The sequence below is a fragment of the Pseudoalteromonas sp. 3J6 genome (assembly GCF_903995135.1).
Taxonomy (GTDB): Bacteria; Pseudomonadota; Gammaproteobacteria; order Enterobacterales; family Alteromonadaceae; genus Pseudoalteromonas.
The window spans coordinates 2,124,449-2,149,358 of sequence record NZ_LR877185.1 but is presented as its reverse complement, the minus strand read 5'-3'; the positions used below and the strand labels follow the sequence as shown (position 1 = coordinate 2,149,358).

The 24,910-nt window shown below is 41.2% G+C and carries 18 protein-coding genes; 14 read left to right on the top strand and 4 right to left on the bottom strand.

Annotated features, from left to right (window positions below; translation table 11 throughout):
- The first annotated feature begins 296 nt into the window (after positions 1-296).
- Both P3J6_RS09720 and arfA read left to right on the top strand, forming a co-directional pair.
- Complete coding sequence (locus P3J6_RS09720; protein WP_198522877.1) at positions 297-2,825, top strand: TonB-dependent receptor plug domain-containing protein; 2,529 nt, start codon at positions 297-299, stop codon at positions 2,823-2,825.
- Positions 2,826-3,008: 183 nt separating this feature from the next.
- Positions 3,009-3,209, top strand: coding sequence for an alternative ribosome rescue factor ArfA (gene arfA / locus P3J6_RS09715; protein WP_010389506.1), 201 nt, complete (start codon positions 3,009-3,011; stop codon positions 3,207-3,209).
- Positions 3,210-3,531: 322 nt separating this feature from the next.
- On the opposite strand, the gene P3J6_RS09710 is transcribed toward arfA, so the two are convergent.
- On the bottom strand, positions 3,532-4,515 hold the full coding sequence (locus tag P3J6_RS09710; protein ID WP_198522876.1) for a helix-turn-helix domain-containing protein: 984 nt from the start codon (positions 4,513-4,515) through the stop codon (positions 3,532-3,534).
- Positions 4,516-4,736: 221 nt separating this feature from the next.
- On the opposite strand from P3J6_RS09710, the gene P3J6_RS09705 reads away from it, so the two are divergent.
- From P3J6_RS09705 to eat, 3 genes are read left to right on the top strand one after another with little or no spacing between them, the layout of a single operon-like run.
- Positions 4,737-6,143, top strand: a complete 1,407-nt coding sequence (locus P3J6_RS09705) for an ethanolamine ammonia-lyase subunit EutB (RefSeq protein WP_198522875.1) — start codon at positions 4,737-4,739, stop codon at positions 6,141-6,143.
- Positions 6,140-7,012 (top strand): ethanolamine ammonia-lyase subunit EutC, encoded by an 873-nt coding sequence (eutC, locus tag P3J6_RS09700; RefSeq protein ID WP_198522874.1) that lies wholly within the window; start codon positions 6,140-6,142, stop codon positions 7,010-7,012. Before P3J6_RS09705 ends, eutC begins: the two co-directional genes overlap by 4 nt.
- Positions 7,013-7,055: 43 nt before the next feature.
- Positions 7,056-8,468: an ethanolamine permease gene (gene eat / locus P3J6_RS09695; protein ID WP_076918807.1), complete on the top strand. Its 1,413-nt coding sequence runs from the start codon at positions 7,056-7,058 to the stop codon at positions 8,466-8,468.
- A gap of 200 nt (positions 8,469-8,668) precedes the next feature.
- Here the strand turns inward: eat and P3J6_RS09690 are convergent, their stop codons facing one another.
- On the bottom strand, positions 8,669-9,685 hold the full coding sequence (locus P3J6_RS09690) for a LacI family DNA-binding transcriptional regulator (protein WP_138605738.1): 1,017 nt from the start codon (positions 9,683-9,685) through the stop codon (positions 8,669-8,671).
- A gap of 577 nt (positions 9,686-10,262) precedes the next feature.
- Between P3J6_RS09690 and P3J6_RS09685 the strand changes: the two genes are divergently transcribed.
- The 5 genes from P3J6_RS09685 to nagP all read left to right on the top strand — a co-directional run bounded on the left by P3J6_RS09685 (position 10,263) and on the right by nagP (position 17,482).
- Positions 10,263-12,953 (top strand): family 20 glycosylhydrolase, encoded by a 2,691-nt coding sequence (locus P3J6_RS09685; protein ID WP_198522873.1) that lies wholly within the window; start codon positions 10,263-10,265, stop codon positions 12,951-12,953.
- A gap of 163 nt (positions 12,954-13,116) precedes the next feature.
- Entirely contained in the window at positions 13,117-14,028 is a 912-nt protein-coding gene (nagK, locus tag P3J6_RS09680) for an N-acetylglucosamine kinase (RefSeq protein WP_198522872.1), read from the top strand.
- Complete coding sequence (nagB-II, locus tag P3J6_RS09675; protein WP_198522871.1) at positions 14,028-15,026, top strand: glucosamine-6-phosphate deaminase NagB-II; 999 nt, start codon at positions 14,028-14,030, stop codon at positions 15,024-15,026. Before nagK ends, nagB-II begins: the two co-directional genes overlap by 1 nt.
- Positions 15,027-16,154, top strand: coding sequence for an N-acetylglucosamine-6-phosphate deacetylase (gene nagA, locus P3J6_RS09670; RefSeq protein WP_198522870.1), 1,128 nt, complete (start codon positions 15,027-15,029; stop codon positions 16,152-16,154). It begins immediately after the preceding gene.
- Positions 16,155-16,186: 32 nt separating this feature from the next.
- Positions 16,187-17,482 carry an N-acetylglucosamine MFS transporter NagP gene (gene nagP, locus P3J6_RS09665; protein ID WP_198522869.1) on the top strand — a complete coding sequence of 432 codons (1,296 nt, stop codon included), beginning with the start codon at positions 16,187-16,189 and terminating at the stop codon, positions 17,480-17,482.
- Positions 17,483-17,550: 68 nt separating this feature from the next.
- Here the strand turns inward: nagP and P3J6_RS09660 are convergent, their stop codons facing one another.
- Together P3J6_RS09660 and P3J6_RS09655 are read right to left on the bottom strand one after the other, a co-directional pair.
- Positions 17,551-19,050 (bottom strand): phospholipase effector Tle1 domain-containing protein, encoded by a 1,500-nt coding sequence (locus P3J6_RS09660; protein ID WP_198522868.1) that lies wholly within the window; start codon positions 19,048-19,050, stop codon positions 17,551-17,553.
- A gap of 195 nt (positions 19,051-19,245) precedes the next feature.
- Positions 19,246-20,550 carry an NAD(P)/FAD-dependent oxidoreductase gene (locus P3J6_RS09655; RefSeq protein ID WP_010389488.1) on the bottom strand — a complete coding sequence of 435 codons (1,305 nt, stop codon included), beginning with the start codon at positions 20,548-20,550 and terminating at the stop codon, positions 19,246-19,248.
- A gap of 234 nt (positions 20,551-20,784) precedes the next feature.
- On the opposite strand from P3J6_RS09655, the gene P3J6_RS09650 reads away from it, so the two are divergent.
- The 4 genes from P3J6_RS09650 to P3J6_RS09635 all read left to right on the top strand — a co-directional run bounded on the left by P3J6_RS09650 (position 20,785) and on the right by P3J6_RS09635 (position 24,783).
- Positions 20,785-22,725, top strand: a complete 1,941-nt coding sequence (locus P3J6_RS09650; protein ID WP_198522867.1) for a RecQ family ATP-dependent DNA helicase — start codon at positions 20,785-20,787, stop codon at positions 22,723-22,725.
- Positions 22,726-22,832: 107 nt separating this feature from the next.
- Positions 22,833-23,906 carry a porin gene (locus P3J6_RS09645; RefSeq protein WP_054201437.1) on the top strand — a complete coding sequence of 358 codons (1,074 nt, stop codon included), beginning with the start codon at positions 22,833-22,835 and terminating at the stop codon, positions 23,904-23,906.
- 11 nt (positions 23,907-23,917) lie between these two features.
- The gene (locus P3J6_RS09640) at positions 23,918-24,325 is read left to right on the top strand and encodes a substrate-binding domain-containing protein (RefSeq protein ID WP_178956981.1); all 408 of its coding nucleotides are present in this window, start codon (positions 23,918-23,920) and stop codon (positions 24,323-24,325) included.
- Positions 24,326-24,480: 155 nt separating this feature from the next.
- Positions 24,481-24,783: a YkgJ family cysteine cluster protein gene (locus P3J6_RS09635; RefSeq protein ID WP_198522866.1), complete on the top strand. Its 303-nt coding sequence runs from the start codon at positions 24,481-24,483 to the stop codon at positions 24,781-24,783.
- Positions 24,784-24,910: the final 127 nt, after the last annotated feature.

Genomic DNA, 24,910 nt, shown 5'->3' with positions numbered 1-24,910 from the left:
ACGCTCAGTGCGGTATGAAAAACATACAACGTTGATGTTTTTAATAATTATAAAGAAAATCCTTATGGTTAACATTGTATTAACTTCTGTGGGTGAGATATTAAATTGCTAATTTGGGCGTATTTTGAGCTTTTAAAGGTGTTATTTTCCTGTTTTTAAAGTTATTTGCATTCTTATGCCAATTTTATCAAATTTTTTGTTTCTTTTTGTTTGTGTATGTTGCTAGGATGTTGGCAAGGGGATACATGCATATACCCTACACACATTATAAGAATACACAAAACAGGGTCATCATTATGTCAACATATCGTTTAAACACCTTGGCTGTAGCAGTTGCTTTTGCCTTTAGTGCGCCAAGTATGGTTAATGCACAAGAAGCGTCAGCTAAAGCTGAAAAAAATATCGAACAAATATCTGTTTTAGGATCGCGAGTTTCAAACCGAACTGCTACTGAGTCGTCATCACCTATTGATTTAATTGACGCAGATGATTTAAACAAAGGCGGCTTTACCGAGCTTGGGCAGAGCTTACAGGCAACGGCGCCGTCATTTAACTTCTCACGAACACAGGTTTCTGATGGTTCTGATTTATTTCGCCCTGCTACATTACGCGGCTTACAACCAGACCAAACGCTGGTTTTAGTCAACGGTAAACGCCGTCATAATCAATCTATTTTTGGTTTAACAAGTACTGTGGGCGGTGGCTCTGCCGGTACTGATATGAATGCGATTCCGCTTATTGCTTTAAAAGGAGTTGAAGTGTTACGTGATGGTGCGGCGGCTCAGTATGGCTCTGATGCAATTGCAGGGGTTATCAACTTATCACTTAATGATTCAACAGATTTAACCACCGGTTACGTACAATATGGCGAAACGGCAGAAGGTGATGGAGAAACAATTTCAGCCGGTTTAAACCGTGGTTTTGAATTAGGTAATGAGGGCGGTTTTATAAATTTATCGCTTGAGTACCGTGATGCAGATAAAACTAACCGCGCAGAGCGAGATACGGGTGGGTCACTTAATGTTGCACCAGGTACTTTATCTGACGAAGTACGTTGGGGACAAGGTAATGCAGAGAGTGAATTCACTTCGGTATTTTACAATATGGCCCTGCCAATGGGTGAAGGAGAGCTTTACTCATTTGGTGGTTACTCTGAGCGCACGGCACTAGGCAACGGCTTTTACCGTAACTTTAATGAAGCGTCTAAAAACGTAACGCAAGTTTACAGCGATGGTTTTTTACCGCAAATCGACAATGAAGCACAAGATATTTCGGTAGCAGTTGGTTTTAAAGGTGAAATTAACTCTGATTGGACCTACGATGTTTCTGCTGTTTACGGTGAAAATCAATACGATTTTACCTCACGAAATACTTTAAATGCGTCATACGCGGCGGAGTATTTATTTAATAATCCGGGTGCAAGCGATGCCGATATAGCCGCGAATGCTGGCCCAACAGAGGGTTATTCGGGTGGCTTTAGATTTGATCAAACAACGTTTAATGCAGATATAAACGGAATTGTTGATATTGGTCGCAGTGAGCCTGTTTATGTTTCAATTGGCGCTGAATACCGTAAAGAAAACTATGAAATTGTACCAGGTGAGGTGGCATCATACGCATGTGGAGCAGCCAACACGGATACCTCATACCCATCGGTGAACGATCCGAGTCAATTTGCACAATGTGGTTTTCAAGCTTATAACGGTCTTCGTCCTGAAGCTTCAAACAAAAGCGATCGTGATAGTTACGCAGTATATGTAGATGCAGAAACCATGTTAAGCGATGCATGGAATGTGAGCGGTGCTCTTCGCTATGAAGATTTTTCGAATGCGGGTGACGACATCATAGGTAAAGTAGCAACACGTTATGAATTTAATGATGACTTTGCAGTACGTGGTGCGTTATCAACGGGCTTTAGAGCGCCATCATTACAGCAAAGTGGTTACACTGCGTTTACCACTAACTTAGGGTCTGACGGCACGTTAAGTCAGTCGTTTACTGCGACAACGGGCTCTGCATTTCCTGCTGCTTTAGGCGTTGATACATTAAAGCTTGAAACATCAACTAACTACAGTGCCGGTTTTGTTTACGATGTGACCAGTGATTTATCGTTAACGGTGGATTTTTACCGTGTAGAAATTGAAGACCGTATTACATTAGGCAGCTTGTTATCGGCTGATGATGTGGCGTTTAGTCCTGAGGCGGTTGCTGCTCTGCAAGCAACGGGTGCGGTGCAGGCGAATTACTTTTCAAACTCAGTGAATTCAACCACTCAAGGTGTGGACATTATTGCGTCATACCGCACTGATTTATATGACGGTAATTTTTCTGCTACGTTTGCGGGTAATTTAAACGAAACTAAAATTGATAGTGTGAATGCAGCTCCCGGCATTCCAAAAAGTGTAGCACTTGATGACATTCAAAGTAGCTTTTTAACCGACGGACAACCGGGTGAACGTGCGACGCTTACCTTTGATTATGAGCGTGATGCCTACAGCGCAATGATCCGCTTTAATTACTTTGGCGAAACCGATGTGAAGTACTTTGGTAATGACCATATTGAGCTTGCAACAGATGGCTCGTTTAAAGCGACGAGTACCGTAGAGACTGCAGTACTCGTAGATTTAAACGTAAGCTATGAAATTAATGAGATGTTTTCGTTATCGGTTGGAGCAGACAACGTATTTGATGAAACACCGGATGAATTAGGTGATGATGAAGTACTAAATGCGATCTCAAATGGGGCATTTAAATACCCGCTACGTGCAGTACCATACGGTTTTGATGGCCGTAGTTACTATGCAAAACTAAGCTTTAGTTTTTAATTTTTAATTTTTAGGTTAAGTTAAACCAGCAAAGGCGCCGTTTTAAACGGCGCTTTTTTTATGCTTAAAAAACATTGAAAAAGACATTAAAAATGGTTGCATGCTTGAAAATTAAGCATACAATCGCCATCAATATCAGTGTGGGATATGTATCCCTCTCATTTTACTAATAGGAAAAAACAAATGGCTAAAAAAGGCAAAGCAAAAGCGGTTAATAAATCCGCAGTAGACACCGGTCGAGGAGTGATAAAGCACAACGCATTGGCGGCACTGGTAACCTCTAAAGTATTTAAACCGCAAGTGGTTAAAGCTAAAAAAGGTAAAGGTTCGTTTAAACGTAACAACAAACATGCAGGACAAGAGTCCTATTTAATCGCGGCTTAATTAGCACCGATCAAATAGGGCTTTTGACTTACCGGAATAAGGCTGGCTTCGAGCGACGGGTTTCGAGTCACGAGCAGCGAACACAACCTAGCACCTTTAGCCTTCTCTTTCCGCGCAGCGTCTCATGACCTCTTTGTGAATTAATCACTTAAAACATGTTTGCACAAAGAGAAGTGAATGAGGAGTAAATGAGAAGGCAACGGGCTTCGAGTGACGAGTAGCGAGCTTGTGCAAACAGTCTAGCACCTAGTCATATCAGCCCTTAAATCTATTCTTTCAGCGCAGCGCCTCCCGCAGCTCGAAGCTCGAAGCCGTACCCTCGTTATCCATGTATTATCGATTTAGAATCTTTCAGGTAAGAAGCATGGTTGCTAACTGTTTGCGAAGGGTTCTCACCAAATAATTGTGTGTAGTCTTTGGTAAATTGCCCTGCATGCCAAAACCCCCAATTGGCAGCAACCACAGAAATGGGTTTATCTTGCTTTGCTAATTTTAGCTCTCTTCTAACATTATTTAATCGAGTTAAACGTAAAAACCGCAGTGGGTTTATCCCTAAAATACTCTCAAAACTATATTGTAAGGTACGCCTGCTCACAAAGGTGAGTTCGCATAATTGAGTAATTGTTACCGTGTTTTGTGGATGCGCTTTTATATAATCTTTAACTTTATCAACGACCGCTTTGCGGTGTTTATAACTGGGAGCGATGCGTTGACACGGAGTCTGTTCGTTTAGTAAATGTAATACCAACATATTAAGCATATCTTGCTGTAAATCGGCATTTAGGCCAAAAGCGTTGTTGCTAACCATACTGTTTATTATACTCCGGGCACTTTTTAGCATGGCGTTGCATGTTGTCAGTCGCTCAGTACCTGAAGACGTTATATTTTTTAAGTGCATCCCTTGTATCTGAGCCATATATTCTAACGATTGCATGTCTATTACTAAACCATAAATATTAAACTGCTCAGGTGTAATAAGCTCAAAGTTACTCTCACTAGTGCGACACATAAATTGATTACTTGCCACATTTAAGCCATTAATTTTGCTCTGCTGCGACTGCTTTGGGATCCCAAGCCAAATAGATCGTGGCGCTATTGCGCATTGTTGGTGAAGAGCACGCTCTGTGTATTCTTCAAATGCATGAATATTAGAATAATCCACGCTTTCTATACACCCAAAAAATCGCCCATCACTGAGCTGATCATATTTTTGCTGCCACTGCGTTAGATTATGCGCTTGCTCATCTATATCTTGGGTATGCACCATGCTCTTTTGTGGTGCGCTAGCTAAATCTTGCTGCGTCATAATGGAGTTACTCTTTGCTTTTTTTATTTTTATTAAGATTAAGTTACCACCTGTAACTATAGTTAACTATATGAAATAAAGCTAAAAATGATGATTTGCCAAAATTCGATAGTGTCTTGGTATGAATTAAGCTCTCTTGAAACTAAACAAAATTGATTTATAGCTTATAGGTCAGCAAAACCTGTACCAAGGTTTGAACTAGTTGTTATGTGGAGTAGATCATGGGGCAAAGGTACCGATATATACTGGGCACGCAGGTGTATAATTTTAAAAATTTGGCGCAAGTAATGGCAAAAGCCACTCCTCATCGCTCAGGTGACAGGTTAGCGGGTGTTATTGCACAATCAGCGCAAGAGCGAGCGGTTGCCCAAATGACCTTAGCGGATATTCCGTTGAAGGCATTTTTAAATGAGGCACTGATTGCTTATGAAGACGATGAAATAACTCGCTTAATTATGGACGATCACGATGCTAATGCATTTATGGCGATTGCTCATTTAACCGTGGGAGATTTTCGTAATTGGTTGTTAAGTGACTTTGCAACTCCCTCGGTACTTGCAAGTGTAAGACAGGGGATCACTCCGGAAATGGCTGCGGCTGTTAGCAAAATAATGCGTAATCAGGATCTTATCCTTATTGCTAAAAAATGCCATGTAACCAGTGCATTTAGAAACACCATTGGTTTACCTGGGCATTTATCCACGCGTTTACAACCTAATCACCCAACAGATGATATTAACGGCATTGCCGCCTGTATTTTAGATGGGTTGCTGTACGGTAATGGTGATGCGGTGATAGGTATAAACCCCGCAACCGACAACGTGGCGCAGGCTATTAAATTGATGACATTGATGGATGAGGTGATTCAAAAATATGAAATTCCTACCCAAAGCTGTGTGCTTACCCATGTCACTAATACGATTGAATGCATAGAAGCGGGGGCGCCAGTTGATTTAGTGTTTCAGTCTATTGGTGGAACAGAAGCCACCAATTCGAGTTTTGGTTTTAGTTTAAATACTTTAGCTGAGGCACAAGATGCCGCGCTGAGTCTAAAGCGTGGCACGGTAGGCAATAATGTGATGTATTTTGAAACAGGGCAAGGCAGCTCGCTTTCGGCTAATGCTCATCACGGGCTTGATCAGCAAACCTGCGAAACTCGCGCGTATGCCGTTGCACGAAAATTTAATCCGCTATTAGTTAATACGGTGGTGGGATTTATAGGCCCGGAGTATTTATTTGATGGCAAAGAAATTACCCGCGCGGGGCTTGAGGATCATTTTTGTGCCAAATTACTGGGTATTCCGATGGGATGTGACGTGTGTTACACCAATCATGCCGAGGCTGACCAAAATGATATGGATAATTTACTTACGCTGCTTGGTGTAGCTGGGTGCTCGTTTGTGATGGGGATTCCGGGCTCTGATGACATTATGCTCAATTACCAAACTACCTCATTTCATGATGCGTTATACGTGCGCCGAGTTCTAGGCTCTCGTCCCGCGCCAGAATTTGAAAAGTGGCTTACTAACATGAACATTATGAAAAACAGTAGCGATGTTACTTTATCGCACAGTCTTCCCGCGGCATTTGCTAAGCCGTTAGATGCACTGGCGGGAGGCCGTTCATGACTGCAGATTTTAAATCAAATGACCTTGCTAATACTGATCATAAAAATAATGGCAATGTGGTACACAACCCATGGCGTGACTTACGCCAGTTTACTGATGCTCGCATAGGACTTGGTCGAGCGGGTATTAGTTTACCAACCTCTGAAATGCTGGCGTTTCAACTGTCGCATGCGCAAGCGCGCGATGCAGTCAATTTTCCACTTGATATCAATGGAATGAAAGCAAAGTTAGCGACTGTTAATGCAGCTAATGCGCGTGTATTGCATTTACATAGCCAAGCGGTTGATAGAGTTACTTATTTACAACGACCAGATTTAGGTCGAAAGCTAAATGAGCATAGTCGTCAATTATTACTTGATTTTGTTGCTGAGCAACAGCAAAGCACCCAAGAAAAGTATGACTTAGCCATTGTGGTCGTTGATGGTTTGTCATCGTTGGCGGTTCAAAAAAATGCAGCTCCTTTTATAACTGAATTACTTTCACAGTTGAGCGTTAATAAGCCTCTCACTCTTGCTCCAATCACCTTAGTTGAACAAGGGCGAGTAGCCATTGGTGATGATATTGGTGAGTTATTGAATGCCCAAATTGTGATGGTGCTCATTGGTGAACGCCCGGGGCTTAGCTCACCAGATAGCTTGGGGCTTTATTTAACCTGGGAGCCTAAAACAGGGCTTAACGATTCGCTGCGTAATTGTATATCTAATATTCGTCCTGCTGGTTTGACCTATATTGATGCGGCAAGTCGGGCAGCCTACTTATTAAATGAAGCTAAAACATTAAAACTAACAGGAGTGAACTTAAAAGATCGGACACAGGATGATGTGATTGAGCATCAACAATCGAGCCGTCATTTTTTAAATGCGGAATAACGGTAATTAACAATAAAAATGAAATATCGATAAAGAGGATGTTATGTCTACTAATAATTCAGAATACTTAGCAAAAAGGCAGCTCAAAGGTGGCACTGCAGGTTGGTTATTGCTGGCAGGGTTAGGGGTATCGTATGTGATTTCAGGTGACTTTGCTGGGTGGAACTTTGGTATTGCAGAAGCTGGCTGGGGCGGCTTCGCGATAGCGGCAGTGCTAATGGCGATTATGTATTTAACTTTGGTGTTATCGCTGGCTGAAATGTCGGCTGCTATTCCTGCTGCTGGAGGGGGTTATAGTTTTGCTCGTCAAGCAATGGGGCCAACGGGTGGTTATTTAACCGGTCTTGCGGTATTAATTGAATATGCGTTAGCACCGGCCGCCATTGTGATATTTATTGGCTCTGCAGTGGAGGCGTTAACGGGGTTCAATGGCCCATGGGTTTATGCACTATTTTATTTGGTGTTTGTAGGTATTCATTTAGCTGGAGTAGGTGAAGCGCTAAAAGTAATGATGGTAATAAGCGGTTTAGCGGTACTGGCTATTGTTGCAACGGCAGTGGTTTTAATTACAAATTTTGATGCTACCAATTTATTTGATGTTGCAGTAACAGATGCCGCAGGTGCGAATGAATTTTTACCTTTGGGTTGGTATGGGGTATGGGCAGCTTTACCTTTTGCTATGTGGTTATTTTTAGCGGTTGAAGGCGTGCCATTGGCGGCTGAAGAGGCAAAAGATCCGGCTAAAGATGTACCTAAAGGCATTATTGGCGCCATGGTATTTTTATTGTTTACCGCGTTATTAGTGGTTGTGTTAGTACCCGGCGCAGCAGGTGCAACAGCAATGGGCGCTAGCGCAGTTCCGCTGGTGGATGCGTTAAATGCGACGGGCAATAGCGATTTAGCAACCGTGGTTAATATACTGGGATTAGCGGGGCTGGTGGCTTCATTTTTCTCTATTATTTATGGCTATAGTCGATTGGTGTTTGCGTTATCGCGTGCGGGGTATTTACCGCGTTCGTTATCAATTACCACAGCGCGTAAAGTGCCAGCACGAGCGCTTATTGTTCCTGCTGTATTTGGTTTTTTAGCTTCACTAAGTGGTGAGGGCGATTTAATGTTAGCTATGGCGGTAGTGGGGGCAACGGTATCGTATGCGTTAATGGCGTTCAGTCATATAATGTTGCGCTTAAAACAACCTGATTTACCTCGACCTTATAAAACGCCTGGCGGCATTGTCACTTCAAGCATAGCATTGTGTTTATCCTTGATTGCTTTGACTGGTGTGTACGCCTTTGACCCCCGTGCTTTTTTATACACTATGGTGCTGTTTATAGTCGGTGCGGCGTATTACTTTGGCTTTAGCTCTAAACATTTAGTGGCCAAAAGTGCAGATGAGGAGTTTGCTATGCTCGCTGATGCTGAGGCCGGTTTAAATACAGCGATAAGTGAGGGGTAATTTTCATTTACTAAAATAACTCATGTGGCTTTAACCTTCGAAGAGTTTGTAATGGCGCGATAAGTTTTAACTTACCGCGCTTTTTATTGTAAATAAACTCAGTAATACAGAAGGTATATTCAAAAAGTAGGCCGTTTTTAATTCACTTCTGCGCTGACCCTTTGTTACAGCGCAGAAGTGAATTATATGGTTAACCTAAGCTAAAGAGGACGTGCGGTAGAGTCTCTAACGACGAGCTCAGGAGTGTATAGTTTTATAATATCGCGGTCATTGCCATTACGAATTTGGGCTATTAATAAGCTAGCCGCATCTTCAGCAATTTTATTATTTGGCTGATGAGCCGTGGTGAGTTTTGGCCATGTTTGACGCGAGAATGGGCTATCCTCAAACCCTGTTATAGAAAGCTCGCTGGGTATATCAATGTTCATTAATCTGGCTGCAAATAACGCACCGGCGGCTATTTCATCATTACATGAGACGATAGCGGTTGGCCTATTTGTTTGGCTAATGAGTGTTTTAGCGCCCTCAACCCCCGACTCAAATGAATATTCGCCATCAATAATTAAGCTTGGATCTATAGGAATGTCGTATTGGGTTAGCGCCGCTTTGTAACCTTCCAAGCGCTCTTTGGTCGAGTTATGTTCGCTGCCACCGGCTAAAAAGCCAATGCGCGTGTGGCCGTTATTAATTAGATGCTCAGTAATTGACTTTGAGGCGAGATTATCGTCAATCATAATACAGGGTGTTAATGAATCAGGCGCGTTGTGCCCTGATAAAATACGCACAACTTTTAGGTCTAGTTGAGTTAGCTTTTCAACAAACTCAGGCATTTCAGAAAAGGGCGGGGTGAGTAAGATTCCCGCGATACGAGTGCGTTTGATCATATTAGTAATTTCATCAAAAATATGCGCTTCTTTGGCATCACATGGGTGAATAAGTAGTTCAAACCCCTGCTTTTTGCACGCATCTAAAATACCATTTTGCATGTCGATAATGTAGTACGCATTAGGATTGTCGTAAATGTAAGCTATGCTGTAAGCTTTTGTTCCTGCAAGACTTCTTGCTGCTAAGTTTGGCTGGAAGTTCAACTTTTCGACCGACGCCATGACTTTTTCACGGGTGTTGTCACGGACCGAGGTTTCGTTATTTATTACTCTTGATACCGTTTTTATTGATACTCCGGCATCTTTTGCCACGTCGTTTATTGTTGTTCTCATCGGCTTAATAGACCTTTACATATCATTTTGGGTACTATACTAATTTATCTTTATCGGTTAACGACTACAGCAAAAGCGGTTAACAGTACTCGGTTTTTATTATTTGACGACTAAATTATAAAGACATCATTGAATTTTAACAGTTAATTTATACGCCTTTCTTGAGAGAATGGTAGATAAAGTTTCAGGTAATGATTTAGTAATATTTAAATCTCATTTAAATACAGTGATTTAAAATAAAAAAAGACGTATGCATGTAAATTTTTTGTATCTTTTTTGCCCCCTATGTAGCTATAAAAGAAAAAAAAGGATACATTAACAGTTAAATGACAGCGTTGTCATAAATTAAAGCGCAATGTTAATTATTATTTAAAACCTTCGTAGTGGATTGTTTGGCTAAGGTAGCAATTACTAGATATGAATAGTGATTAATTTAAAAGCATAAAATATTTTTTAGCTGATGGTACATTATAAACTAACCACACTAAGAATGAATGCATTGAAAAATCGGCTTAATTTTTAGCATTTGAAATAGGTGCTTAAGTGACTAAGTTAATACAATAGAGGAAAGTAGCGAATGAAGATTAAATCATTACTGACAGCATGCTGCTTAGCACTAGGTTTAAGTGCATGTCAGGGCAATGTTGATGGACAAAATACGGCATCGGTTCAGCTAAGCCCTGCAAACGATAGTGCGGTGGAGTTACTTGCTAAAACATTACAAATAAAATATCAGCAAGTTGATAACCGCCCATCAGCACAGTGCGATCCAGATATTGAAAACGGTCACTGTTTTAAAGCGAATTTACATTTAACTGCCAACTCGGCAATTAACGTTGACCAATGGAAAATTTACTTTAGTCAAATTACGCCTATACAAAAGTCGATTAGCGATGAATTTACTATTAAACACGTTAATGGCGATATTCATGTCATTGAGCTTAAAGATGGGTTTACTGGCTTTAAAGCCGGTGAGACTAAAACGATTACTTTTTATGCGCATTTTTGGTCATTATCGCAAAGCGACGCTATTCCTAACTATATCGTGGTGAATAATAACGACACAGCTAAAGTGATTGAAAGTACAAAGCCTAAAATTGATCCAGAGACCGGCTTAGAGCTATTACCTCATGTAGAACCTTATACCGATTACACTCGTCAGTTTAAACGTACTGCGGGCGACAAAACACAGTGGCTTACTGCTGAACGCTTGTTTGAGCGTAATGAAAAGTATGACTTTTCAGCTTATTTAACCTCGCAAAATCAAGTGAGTAATGTCATTGCTCAGCAAATTATACCCACCCCACGCGTTAGCGAGTTTAGTCAAACTCAAACGCTTGATATTAGCCAAGGGCTTAATATTAATTATGCAGAAGTTAATAAATCAAGTGTATTGGCTGCAATCGAGCGGCTGGAACTACTAGGTATTAATTTAAACGATGATGCAGCGGCAATTAAGGTCACACTCAATTCCACTGTTAAAAAAGATCAGCTTAATGGTAGTTATAAATTAGCAATTAAAGCCGATGAGGTTGTAATCGATGCAGTTGACGAAACGGGTGTTTTTTATGCTCTGCAAAGTTTAGCGAGCTTATATCAGGTTAACAGTAATATATTACCTGTGGGAGAAGTTATTGATGCGCCGCATTACCAGTTTAGAGGTGTGTTGGTTGATGTAGCGCGAAACTTTCGTGATAAAGGCTTTATTTTAAAGTTACTTGATCAAATGGCTGCTTATAAACTTAACAAGCTACATTTACACTTAGGTGATGATGAAGGCTGGCGTTTAGAAATTCCATCACTGCCTGAACTTACAGATATAGGTGCAAAGCGTTGTTTTGATCAAAGTGAGCAGCAATGTTTAATGCCACAACTAGGCGCAGGGCTTGATACTTCAAGTGCGGCAAACGGCTATTATTCGGTAGCAGACTACCAAGAAATACTTAAAGCGGCGAGTGCACGTCACATTCAGGTGATCCCATCGCTTGATATGCCAGGACATTCTCGCGCTGCGATTAAATCCATGCAAGCGCGTTATAATAAATATATACAACAAGGCGATAAACAAAAAGCCGAACAGTTTTTACTTTATGACCCGCTTGATACAACGCTCTATTCGTCGGTACAGCACTACAACGACAATACCATTAATGTGTGTTTAGACTCATCCTATGCGTTTATCCGTGAAGTAATGGAACAAGTAAAAAGTATTCATAGCGAGGCACAGCATCCGCTAACTCGTTATCACATAGGTGCCGATGAAACCGCCGGAGCATGGGTCGATTCACCTGCTTGTGCTGATTTTATTAAACAAAATAAGTTAGAAATTACCGAAGCAGGTCAGCTGGGCAGTTATTTTATTGAACGTATCGCTAATATGTTGGCTGATATGAATATTGAAACCGCAGCATGGAGCGATGGCTTATCGCATACTAACCCAGAGAATATGCCAGAGGTTGTGCAAGGTAATATTTGGGATTTATTAATGTGGAATGGCCATCAGCGTGCACATGAATTTGCCAATAGAAATTGGCAAGCAGTGCTTTCGTCGCCAGATGTGCTGTATTTTGACTTTCCGTATGAGGCAGACCCACAAGAGCATGGTTATTACTGGGCTTCAAGACACATAAATACTGAGAAAATATTTCAGTTTATGCCAGATAATTTGCCTATTCATGCTGAATTTTGGCTTGATAGAGAAGATAAGCCTTATGTAGCTGATGACACATTACAGCATGATGAGCAAGGCAAGGTCGTATCCGCGCCTTTAGCTAAAGATAAACGTTTTGTGGGTATTCAGGGTCAATTATGGAGCGAAAATACGCGTACCAATAATATGGCTGAATATAAGCTATTCCCACGATTATTATCGCTGGCACAGCGCGCTTGGCATAAAGCGGATTGGGCGGTACCGTATGATCACAATGGCTTTGTTTACAGCCAACAAACAAATCGCTTTAGCCCTGAATTAAAGCAGCAGCGCGATCAGCAATGGCAAACTTTTGCTGCTACCATGGGGCTTAAAGAATTTGCCAAGTTAGAACGTGCTGATGTGCATTATCGTCTTGCAAATGCAGGTGCTAAAATTGAGAATAGCATGTTGTACGCTAATATTGCTTACCCTGGTTTAGTGATTGAATACAAACAAGGTGATGAGCAATGGCAAACCTACACACAACCTGTCAAAGTAACACAAGATGTATGGGTTCGATCTAAGACTCCATCAGCTAGTCGTGTAAGCAGAAAGCTTAAAGTAACGCACCGTTAAGGTGCGTTTTTCCGTTAAATTATTGACGATTGAAGAAGTTATTTATTTGTAAATAAAAGTAATGACAACGCTGTCATTTGTGCTAGTATAAGATTCATACAGTATGACAGTCCGGCTTTATTTTAGTGTTTTGCAAAACGGTCGAACAACTTAAGAGGCAAAAATGATCACCAACAATATTAAAAACAATCAACTCTTTGTGGGGATCGATGGCGGCGGCACTAAATGTAAAGCAATTATCGTCAATAGCTGTAATAACATAGTCGGCACCGGTGTGGCAGGCCCAGGTAACCCGTTACATGGTTTTAATCAAGCAACTCATTCTATTGAGCAATCAGCGCGTTTAGCATTACAAGATGCAGGGCTTAAAGATATGCCTTTATCTGAGCTTATTGCAGGGGTTGGCCTAGCAGGGGTTAACTTACCAAGTTTGCATAATCAAATGACACAATGGCAACACCCATTTAAAGCCATGCACTTAACTACTGATTTACTTATTGCTTGTATGGGCGCTCATCAGGGCGAGGATGGCGCAGTGATGATTGCTGGCACTGGTTCGTGTGGATTTTCATACGTTAATGGCCAATCGTTTATGATTGGTGGTCATGGCTTTCCACATGGTGACAAAGGCAGTGGTGCATGGATTGGCTTTACTGCTTGTCAGTATGTGCTGCTTAGCCTAGATAAATTAATCCCAAGTGGTGCGCTTACTAACTTGTTAATGAAGTATTTAGAAGTCAGCGATGCAATGCAACTTGTTGAAGTGATTGCCAATAAGCCTGCAGCCTTTTTTGCGCAACTTGCAGGTTGTGTTTTTCAATCAGCACAGGCGAACGATGCCACAGCAATTGCCATTTTAAAAGAAGGTGGCGCTTATTTAAGCGACATTGCACGACAATTATTAGATAAAAACCCACCAAGGCTTTCGTTTATTGGTGGCTTATCAACCGTGATGACAACATGGTTAGACCCAGAAATACAAGCTATTTTATCAGCCCCATTATCGTCACCAGAAATGGGGTCTGTACTTTACGCTAAACAACAGCACGTTAATTACAGCAGCCAGGAGTTATGATGTTTAACACACTAATGGAAAAAGAAGCGGCGCAAACGCCAAATGTTATTGAAAAGCAAATTATTGCCAACCAACCTTTAGTGGAAAAAATTGGTCATAAGCTTCGCGATATGGCCCCTAAGGTGGTTATGATGATTGGTCGCGGTTCATCAGATCATGCTGGTGTTTTTGGTAAGTATTTAATTGAAATTGAAGCGGGTGTACCGGTCAGTTCTGCAGCGCCATCAGTGGCGAGTGTATATGGTAAAACATTAAAGCTTGAAGGCGCTGTTGTGATTGTAATTTCTCAATCAGGACGCAGCCCAGACATTCTTGCCCAGGCAAAAATGGCGAAAGAGGCAGGCGCTTATTGTATTGCGCTGGTTAACGATGAAGCATCACCTCTACAAGACATAGTCGATGATTTTGTTCCTCTTAAAGCCGGCGATGAAATTTCGGTGGCGGCAACAAAAAGCTATTTGGCAACGTTATCAGCCCTAGTACATATTGTTGCTAATTGGACTCAAAATGAGTCATTATTACAAGGGCTTGACGAGTTACCTAGCGCGCTTAATGCCATTATAGATTCGCCAACTCAGCTGCAACCTACTGAGTTTGCAAATATTAAGAATATGGTGGTATTGGCACGTGGTTTAGGATTTTCTATCTCAAAAGAAATGGCACTTAAGCTTAAAGAGGTGTGTGCTATTCATGCCGAGTCATTTAGTAGTGCGGAGTTTTTACATGGTCCGGTGACCTTAGTTGAGCAAGGGTTAGTGATTTTAGATTGTTCGGTTGATGATGAAACCAAAGAGTCACATCAGCAGCAAATTGCTGAGGTCAAAAAACGCGGTGCACAAGTGATTAGCCTTAACCAACAAGGTATTAAAGTACACTCGCGATTAGCGCCATTTTTAGTATTACAGCGTTTTTACCTTGATGTGGCAAAAGTGGCATTAAGCCGTGGTTTTAATCCTGATGAGCCAAAGGGGCTTAAAAAAGTAACAAGGACATTATAAATGTCAGTTAAACGAATTCATGTAGCCCAGTTTTTTGATGGCGAGCGCTTTGTTAACGACAAAGTGCTAAGCGTTGATGCGGGTATTATTACAGCAATAGATGATAACGTGCAGCAGGCAGATGAGCACCTAACGGGTTTAGTCGCACCTGGCTTTATTGACCTACAAGTTAATGGCGGTGGCGGTGAGTTGTTTAACCGTACTAGCAGTGTTGCAGGGGTTAAAAAAATACTGCTAGCACATGCCAAATACGGTACAACTGCTATGCTGCCAACGTTAATTACCGACACCGTAGAAGTAATGCGCCAAGCAGCCGATGTAATTGCTCAGGCGATAGCCCAACAAACGCCAGGTATTATTGGTATTCACTTTGAAGGGCCGCATTTGTCAGTGGCAAAAAAGGGTGCTCACAGCGCTGATTTTATTCGTCCTATTTCTGAACAAGAATGGCAGGTGTTATCTCGCCAAGATTTAGGTAAAGTCGTTGTAACCTTAGCGCCTGAAAATGTTTTGCCAAGCGATATTACCAAAATGCGCAATTTAGGAGTTCAGGTTTGCTTAGGCCACACCAATGCAAGCTTTGCACAGGCTCAACAAGGTGTTGATGCTGGGGCAACCGGATTTACGCATTTGTATAATGCTATGTCACCACTACAAGGGCGTGAGCCGGGAGTGGTTGGCTGTGCATTATTAAATGATGATACTTATTGTGGCTTAATTGTTGATGGCCATCATGTTGATTACGCAGCATGCCAACTGGCATTAAAAGCAAAACCAATGGGGCGCGTATTTTTAGTTACTGATGCGATGCCACTTGTGGGAACAGATGATACTCAGTTTGCTTTTTTTGACCGAACTGTCACCTTAGATAATGGTAAACTCACCTCTACAACAGGTGAGTTGGCCGGCTCTGCGCTTGATATGGCAACCGCAGTTAGAAACACTGTAACTCATTTAAAACAGCCATTAGCGCAAGCGCTTAATATGGCGAGTTTATATCCTGCTCAGTATTTAAAGTTGCCTGCCACACACGGGCGATTAATATTGGGTAGTCCAGCAGATTTTGTACAATTAAACACACAACAACAAGTCATTAGCACGTGGATTGGCGGCGCTCAGGTTTGTTAACAACATAATAAATATAAATAAAGGAAAATAACATGACAACCAATGTTATGGATACGTCCAAAAATAGTAGCGTGGTCCCCATGGCCATTGTTGCGGTATTATTTTTTATACTGGGCTTTGCTACTTGGCTCAATGGCTCGTTAATGCCTTACTTAAGTCAAATTTTACAATTAACCCCATTTCAAGGGTCGTTAATTTTATTTTCCTTTTATATTGCGGTCACATTTACTGCGCTGCCCTCGGCAGTACTGATCAAAAAGGTCGGCTACAAAAACGGTATGGCATTGGGGATGGGCTGTATGATGTTAGCAGGCTTAATGTTTATTCCTGCTGCTATGTCGCAGTTTTTTCCTTTGTTTTTACTAGCGCAGTTGGTAATGGGTGCAGGGCAAACCTTATTACAAACCGCGGTTAATCCGTATGTAGTACGTTTAGGGCCAGAAGAATCGGCTGCTGTACGTATTAGTATTATGGGGATTTTAAATAAAGGCGCAGGAGTTATCTCACCGATGGTTTTTACCGCCTTAATTTTAAGTAACTTTACCGGTACCGTGGGCACAGATCTAAGCCAACAGCAAGTTGATGATATGGCAAATGGCCTTATTTTACCTTACTTAGGCATGGCCTTATTCATTGGTATATTAGCTTTTGCGGTTAAAAAGTCTCCGCTGCCTGAGCTTATCAATGATGAAGTAGAAGCAATAAACGATAAAGGTGAAATTCGTGAAACACTCTCTCATCCAAACTTGGTGTTAGGTGCTATTGCTATCTTTTTGTATGTTGCGGTAGAGGTTATTGCTGGCGATACCATAGGTACTTTTGCACTATCGCTGGGTATTGAAAACTATGGGGTAATGACTTCATACACTATGATGTTTATGGTGTTTGGTTATATTTTAGGTATTTTACTTATCCCTAAATTTATCTCTCAGCAAGCGGCCTTAACAGCATCGGCTGTATTGGGTATTGTGATCACCCTGTGCATTTTGTTTATTGATGCGCAGTCTTTTGTTATTGCCAATGCCATACTGGTGCCTTTAGGAGGCGCTAATTTACCAGATGCTTTACTGCTAATTGCCTTTTTAGGCTTAGCAAACGCCATTGTTTGGCCAGCGGTTTTCCCACTTGCGTTATCGGGTTTAGGTAAACTAACCAGCACAGGCTCAGCACTGTTAGTAATGGGTATAGCGGGCGGTGCATTTGGTCCGGTGTTATGGGGCTTACTGAGCGGCTTTACCTCGCTACAAACTGGCTACTCTGTATTGTTACCTTGTTACTTATTTATATTATTTTATGCCGTGAAAGGGCATAAAATGAAAAAGCAATAACATCCACCAGCTATCCCTAGCTCAGTGCACTTTGCAGTATAAAGTGCACTGATTATTAGGGCACTTTATCAGCTTAAGCGTGTTACCCTGAGCTTTATTCTGCCAGCATTCGCCCCATAAAAACGACTTAAATCATTAGCAAATGGACAAAATTCTCCTGATTTTTTAATGGTTATTTCAACGCCTTCGGCAATTTCAAATGCATGGTCATCGCTTTGGCCAATGGTCCCTATTAAGCTAAACCACTGCGCCGTGGCTAAACGCCTAAATGGCTCAAGTAATGCCATAGGGATTTCTTTAACGCCGAGTTGCACATTATCGCGATGCCAGCCAGAAGGAGGGCACTTTACACCATCGTCATACCAAAATTGGTTAGGGTAAGGAGTAAAGCGATACGTTGCATCTTGGGCAAGCATTAAGCCGGTAGCGTTGTAGGCTTCACTGGCGTACACCATCACATCTTGGCTTTGATTAACACTCAGTAAGCTCATATTTTGATTGGCGAGCATTATATGAGCACTTAGCCCCATAAAGTTTAGTGTACTGTCATCGCTGTAAATCATTTTATAATGTATATTTTTTAACGATTCAGGGCGATAGCTGGTTAGTTTATTAATTCGCTGTGCAACACTGTGATGTATTAATGGAGCGTTGTGGCTAATTTCATCGTTAATTAATACACAGCACTGCCTATCAACCAGCTTGAAAAATGGGTTTAACCAAAAGTAATTTTGCTGATGACTTAGCGCCAGTGGATCGGGAATAACAGTCACATCGTCTTGGGCAACCAAGTTACTCTCAGGTAAAAGGTTTTCATAGTCTATGTCATGACTGGTTAATAACGAAACCGATAGCGGCTGAGCAATGAGCCACTCAAGCGCATAACGCAGGCAAATATCGGCAAGCCCATCGCGATAGTAGCCTCCTCCTACATCGGAGTGGGCTCCTGCAAACCACAGCTCGGTAATGTTTGCTTGTTGATTCATTAATGTGGGCTCAAAGGCCCGTCGTTTCTCATCAAGCGCAACACAATGCAGGGCCCCAGCTACATTATTGGCAATAGTATGGTTTTCAAAAACCACATGCTCTGCGCCACGGGTCGCTTTATTTATCTTTGACAGGCCAATTGAGGCCACGGTGTCAAAAACACACAAATATACTTGCTCATTTATTAATGGCTCTAGGCATTTAGCAAAACGCCTTGCTAATGCAGCGCCTCTGCTAAAACCGGTAAGTAGAACAGTATCGCCACTTTGATAATGCTGCTTAAAATCTGTGATAGCCTGAGTCAAAATGCTGGCCACATCTTCAGAACGTGGGGCAAGTGTTTGATTTAAAATTCGTTTTAAACGACTGCCTTTGGTGCCTATGCCTTGGTAATAAAAGCTTAATTGCTGTGAAAATGGGGTAGTGGGTGAATCATCAAGTTTACCGCCGAGCAATAAGTGTAGTTTTAGAATATTAGAAATACTGGCGTCTTCTTTAAAATGCTCTGTACTGAACTGATCTGCGTCGCGGGGTTCACTGCCGGTACCATCAAAATTAAAAATAAGCGTTTTAAAGGTCATTACTAAATTCCGTGAGTGGTTTATGTAAATTTATATGGGAATTGTGAAAAATTAAAGACGGCGGTAATAAATATTTGTTTAATCTTATTTATTACCGCGGCTGATGTAGCTATTTAACCTGAAATCTAGTTAAGAGATTTACTAACATATTTAATCAAAATGATATTTATGTTTATTATCCGGAGTTCAGGTTATTTAGTGTAGTTTCATTTTTGGGCGAACAACACGCAGCACCTTTTCGCTGATCCACAAAGCAAAGGTTTTGGCACTGCCGTGGATAGCGCGCTGATGCATTCTATATAGTGAAATATACATAAAGCGGGCAATTTTACCTTCAATAAAAAAGCTACTACTGGTTAGGTTACCCATTAAGCTGCCCACCGTACTGTAGCGCGATAAATTTACCAGTGAGCCATGGTCATTATATTCAAACTTTTTCAGGGGCTGCTCACGTAGTGTAGCAATTAGATTTTTTTCAACGCATTGCGCCATTTGATGAGCCGATTGTGCGCGTGGCGGCACTTGCGTCCCATCGTCTTGGGTAAACGCGCAGCAATCACCAAGCACATAGATTTGAGGGTCTAGGCTACTTTGTAAGTAATCATTCACTTTTATTTGATTGCTACGTGTCAGCTCAAATATGTCTAGCTCTTTAATGAAGTCAGGGGCTTTTACCCCTGCTGCCCACACCATAATATCCGCATTTATTTGCTCGTCATTATTAGTGATAAAGCCATGCTCGGTTGCTTGTTTAACTTGGGTGTTTTCTCGTACGGTAACCCCTAATCTTAATAATTCACGTTTGGCTGAGCTAGCAATTCGCTCAGACAGGGCAGGTAAAATTCTGGGACCCGCTTCAATCAAATGTATGTGCAAGCGTTTCGCCGACATATTGGTTAAACCGTATATTTTGAGTAAATCAGAAACATGATACAACTCAGCTGAGAGCTCAACGCCAGTTGCCCCACCGCCAACAATAGCAATGTTTAATGAATGCAATGGGTCGTCGTCTTGATGAAGGCGAGTAAAGTTATCTAGTAAGGCGTGTTGAAAACGCTCGGCTTGTTGGTTTGAATCAAGGTAAAAGCAATGGTCTTTAATACCCGGGGTGTTGAAGTCGTTACTGACACTGCCAATGGCAATAACTAAATGATCATAGTGAACGGTTCGTTTAGGTAATATTTGATGCCCTAACTCGTCATATAGAGGGCTTAAGGTAATGGTTTTATTATTGTTGTCGAGGTTACAAAAAGTACCAAGTTGGAAGTTATAGTGGTGCTTGGCCGCATGCGCTGAGTATACAACGCCATCTAAATCCGCATCAATAGAGCCGGTTGCTACTTCATGCAATAACGGTTTCCATATATGAGTGCGGTTTTTATCAATGAGTAATATATTTGCGTGTTGTTTCTTTCCTAATTTGTGCCCTAATTGAGTTGCTAGCTCCAGCCCACCAGCGCCACCGCCTATGATGACAATTTTTGGTATGGTTTTGTCCATGACTATGCCCTTAAAAATAATATACCGAAGCAATTTCTGTACGTTGATTTTTAAAATGACTTGGGTATCAAAAAATTATTTTGGAAAAGCATGCTTTTATAGGGCTATAGTGTGCGCCTAATTGAAGGATATGTCAGCAATAAATCCAATGATATGCTGTATACTGATATGCAAATATTTCATCTACTGCGCATTTACAGTATTTATGGGCACCGACATAAAAAGGACGCTTTTATGAGTACCTCGCTAGTTCAGTCTCTTGAGCAACATTTTGGTTTTAATCAGTTTAGAGCAGGGCAACAACAAACCATAGAGCAATTGCTAAATGGCCAATCATCACTGGCTATATTTCCAACGGGGTCGGGTAAATCCTTGTGCTATCAACTTACTGCGTTACATTTACCGCATTTAACCTTGGTAGTATCGCCATTATTAGCGTTGATGAAAGATCAAATAAGTTTTTTAAACAGTAAAGGCATTTATGCCGCAAGTCTTGATTCAAGCCAAGATCAAATGCAAAGCAGTACGGTAATGAACGATGTGCGCGGTGGTAAAATTAAAGTGTTAATGGTGTCAGTTGAGCGCTTTAAAAACGAACGCTTTAGAGAATTTATTAGCCAAGTGGCACTTTCTATGTTGGTAGTAGACGAAGCGCATTGTATTTCTGAGTGGGGTCATAACTTTAGACCCGATTACTTAAAGTTACCGCGTTACCGTGAAGAGCTAAATATTCCGTTAGTGCTACTATTAACCGCCACCGCTACTAAAAAAGTTAAACGCGATATGGCAGAGCGATTTGCTATTGATCCACAATGCATTGTGCAAACGGGGTTTTATCGCGCTAATTTAGATTTAAATGTGCTGAGTGTTAAAACGGCTGATAAAAATACTGAGCTTACTGAAATTGTCCGTGCGCAAACCGGCCCCGGTATTGTGTATGTCACGCTGCAGCAAAGTGCTGAACAAGTAGCCAATATGTTAAGCGCACAGGGCCTGCAGGCGGTGGCGTATCATGCCGGGCTTGAAGACACCCTACGCGGGCAAATTCAAGATGATTTTATGGCGGGAAAAATAAATGTAGTGGTCGCCACTATTGCCTTTGGCATGGGGGTTGATAAATCAGACATTCGTTTTGTAATTCACTACGATTTACCTAAATCAATTGAAAACTACAGCCAAGAAATTGGCCGAGCAGGACGTGATGGCAACCCATCGAATTGCTATACGCTGGCTAATCTAGATGGCTTAAATACAGTCGAAAACTTTGTGTACGGCGATACCCCAGAGCTCGGCGGTATTGAATATGTTATTAACGATATTCGCCAAGCTCAACAGCAATGGGAAATGCAAGAATATAGCTTATCTAGTGAAAGTAATATTCGCCAGCTTGCCCTTAAAACCTTACTGGTACAATTGGAAATACAAGGTGCAATAACCCCGCAATATGCGTATTACGCCGATTTTAAGTATAAATTTTTAGTTGATAAAAATGAGTTGCTTAATCAGTTTGATCAGCAGCGCCAAGCTTTTTTATCGCAAATATTTAGCCATACCGACTTTAAAAAAATATGGGGCACACTTAACTTTGACTCCCTAACGCAAGCCGCACAGGTTGACCGTAAACGTGTTGTAGCCGCGCTTGATTATTTAGCAGAAAAAAACCTTATCACCCTTGAAACTAAGCGTATTACTCAAGTGTACAAAGTGCATAGCGAGGTGATTAATAACCCTGCACTTGCCCAGCAGTTACATGATTACTTTACCGATAAAGAGCAAGCTGAAATAAAACGGATTGCTGCTTTGGTGCGCTTTTTTGAGCTGCAATCTTGTTTAAGCTATAACTTAGCCCGTTACTTTGATGATGCGAATGCGCCCGAGCAATGTGGGCATTGTAGTGTGTGCCGTGGACATGCGGTCAAGCTTGAATATTCAATCACTCCTGCAAAAATTGATACAGTACTTATATATCAAAAGGTGGATGAGTTTTTGGCACATATGGCAACGAAAGGGGTGCATAATGTTGGCATTGAAACCCAATGTCGGTTTTTAGCGGGAATGAGTGTGCCGCTATTTGCACGCAATAAAGTACGCCAATTAAGTGGTTTCGCATTGTGTGAGCAACAGCGCTACAGCGAAATTAAAGCAATATTGCTATCAAGGTCGGCGCCTAATTAATATGAAAAACCAGTCTAAAAATAAAAAAGTGTTAATTTTTTGTTTCTTTTCTTCGCTTTACTATACTCAAATTGGCTATGACGGCCATTATAATAATGAGGTGATCAATGAAACTGCAAAAAATTATACTATTGGGGGTATTTGTATCAGCAAGTAGTTATGCTGAAATTAATATTTCAGGTTTCGCGAGTATTAATGCGGGTAAAGTGCTAAGCGGCACCGGTGTCCCGCAATATGGCGTTGAACCAACCTTTCTTGCGGACTACCCAAATGTAAGTGCCTACACTGAAGATTTATCCTTTTCGCCAGAGTCTTTGATTGGATTACAGGTATCAGGCGATTTAGGTGAAGGCCTTTCTGTCACTGGTCAGCTAGTTGCCAGAGGAGTTAACGACTTTGAGGCAAATTTTGAATGGGCCTATATTTCTTACGATATTAACGATAATTGGACTATTCAAGCCGGTAAGAAGCGTTTACCACTATTTTATTATTCAGACTTCTTCGATGTAGGTTATGCATATGTGTGGATGCGGGCCCCTGCTGACAACTATACATGGCAAGTATTTAACTACGAGGGGGTTAATTTACTTTACTCAGGCTCTGTAGGTGACTGGGGAGTATCTGCAAATGTTTATACCGGTAAAGAAGATGATGACGATAACAAACTGTTATCAGACTTCTTCTTTCAAGAGCCGACAAGAGAAATTTGGGAAGATATGCTAGGCGGCGTACTACTACTTAATCGTGACTGGCTCGAACTAAGAGTGACCCACATGCAATATACCAACAAGCGTTTTCGCGCGGGTGAACCCGTTTTGTGGGACGGTAAAGACAGCAGAGATGGTAAATTTTATGGCTTAGCTGCAAATCTTGATTTTGGTGATTTTTTTGTTTTAAGTGAACTTAACCGCTTAGACCTAGATGGTAATCTTGATACTTATATGATCAGTGCGGGCTATCGTTTTGACTCAATTACCCCCTATGTCATGTTTTCAGACTTTGAACAAGAAGGTGAGGGCGATACAGAGCAGCATAATACATTTGCTGTTGGTGTGAGGTGGGACTTTCATCCGTCAGCGGCATTTAAAGTGCAATACGATAGGGTTAAAGATGATTCGTTTGATTTAGCTGTGGCTGGTGATAGTAAAGCAATCACCCTTGGTGTTGATGTTGTATTTTAAGGAGAAGTAAGATGAAAAAATTAATATTTTGTGTAATATTCTTGTTTACTAACTTCGCCTATGCAGATTTTGCTATTATTGTGCATCCCTCAAATGAAAGTAGTTTTGATGAGTCTGTTATTAGTCGAATTTATACAGGAAAAGAAAAGTCATTTAGTAATGGTAATAAGATCATTCCAATATCTCAAGAATCAAGCAGTGCTGCAACCGAGCAATTTAATAGTAAATTGCTCAACAAAACTTCTAACCAGTTAAAAGCGTATTGGTCAAAACTGATTTTTACAGGAAAAGGCACACCGCCTAAAGAGTTAGAAAATGACAGTGAAGTGATCAAAATGGTCTCAGCTAACCCTAACACCATTGGCTTTGTTTCTTCATCGGCTGTATCGGATAACGTTAAAGTGGTTTTCACTTTTTAATCCGTAACTAATAAGCGTGCTGATTAACCAGCACGCTTTTTTAGTAATTGGTTAATTACATATGACGATGTTTATAAAATCTGACAGTTATTTTACTGTCACCATTGCTCCGCTCGTGTATCCTGTAGGTTGTATATCATTTCTCATAAGTCTGTATGTCAAACTCAATCATTGCTGTTGAAAATATCGATACAACCGCCGTTACTTGTGCTAATTGCCAAGCGTGTTGTTGCCAATTAGAAGTGCGTATTGTTAGCGATACGGGTGTCCCTTTTCAGTATATTGATTACGACAAATGGGGCAGTGAAGTCATGAAGCGCGGCGACGATGGTTGGTGCCAAGCACTCGATCGTAATACGTTAATGTGTACTATTTACGAAAATCGCCCATTAACGTGTCGAGAATTCGAAATGGCGTCAGATGAATGTATTACCGAACGCGAGATTGCAGGAATATAATAAATTACTGCGCTATTACTCCGTTAACAAGTTAGCAGTAAGTTCTAATGCAAAATGGCTGTTAATTTTAGTATTTGCTAAAGCCTGACATATAAATAAATTTCTACACAATTCATTTGCCTACCCT

Bases quoted from the DNA above. Each gene is read 5' to 3' on its own strand.
- P3J6_RS09720 (WP_198522877.1), top strand. From the start codon at position 297: ATGTCAACATATCGTTTAAACACCTTGGCTGTAGCAGTTGCTTTTGCC.
- arfA (WP_010389506.1), top strand. From the start codon at position 3,009: ATGGCTAAAAAAGGCAAAGCAAAAGCGGTTAATAAATCCGCAGTAGAC.
- P3J6_RS09710 (WP_198522876.1), bottom strand. From the start codon at position 4,515: ATGACGCAGCAAGATTTAGCTAGCGCACCACAAAAGAGCATGGTGCAT.
- P3J6_RS09705 (WP_198522875.1), top strand. From the start codon at position 4,737: ATGGGGCAAAGGTACCGATATATACTGGGCACGCAGGTGTATAATTTT.
- eutC (WP_198522874.1), top strand. From the start codon at position 6,140: ATGACTGCAGATTTTAAATCAAATGACCTTGCTAATACTGATCATAAA.
- eat (WP_076918807.1), top strand. From the start codon at position 7,056: ATGTCTACTAATAATTCAGAATACTTAGCAAAAAGGCAGCTCAAAGGT.
- P3J6_RS09690 (WP_138605738.1), bottom strand. From the start codon at position 9,685: ATGAGAACAACAATAAACGACGTGGCAAAAGATGCCGGAGTATCAATA.
- P3J6_RS09685 (WP_198522873.1), top strand. From the start codon at position 10,263: ATGAAGATTAAATCATTACTGACAGCATGCTGCTTAGCACTAGGTTTA.
- nagK (WP_198522872.1), top strand. From the start codon at position 13,117: ATGATCACCAACAATATTAAAAACAATCAACTCTTTGTGGGGATCGAT.
- nagB-II (WP_198522871.1), top strand. From the start codon at position 14,028: ATGTTTAACACACTAATGGAAAAAGAAGCGGCGCAAACGCCAAATGTT.
- nagA (WP_198522870.1), top strand. From the start codon at position 15,027: ATGTCAGTTAAACGAATTCATGTAGCCCAGTTTTTTGATGGCGAGCGC.
- nagP (WP_198522869.1), top strand. From the start codon at position 16,187: ATGACAACCAATGTTATGGATACGTCCAAAAATAGTAGCGTGGTCCCC.
- P3J6_RS09660 (WP_198522868.1), bottom strand. From the start codon at position 19,050: ATGACCTTTAAAACGCTTATTTTTAATTTTGATGGTACCGGCAGTGAA.
- P3J6_RS09655 (WP_010389488.1), bottom strand. From the start codon at position 20,550: ATGGACAAAACCATACCAAAAATTGTCATCATAGGCGGTGGCGCTGGT.
- P3J6_RS09650 (WP_198522867.1), top strand. From the start codon at position 20,785: ATGAGTACCTCGCTAGTTCAGTCTCTTGAGCAACATTTTGGTTTTAAT.
- P3J6_RS09645 (WP_054201437.1), top strand. From the start codon at position 22,833: ATGAAACTGCAAAAAATTATACTATTGGGGGTATTTGTATCAGCAAGT.
- P3J6_RS09640 (WP_178956981.1), top strand. From the start codon at position 23,918: ATGAAAAAATTAATATTTTGTGTAATATTCTTGTTTACTAACTTCGCC.
- P3J6_RS09635 (WP_198522866.1), top strand. From the start codon at position 24,481: ATGTCAAACTCAATCATTGCTGTTGAAAATATCGATACAACCGCCGTT.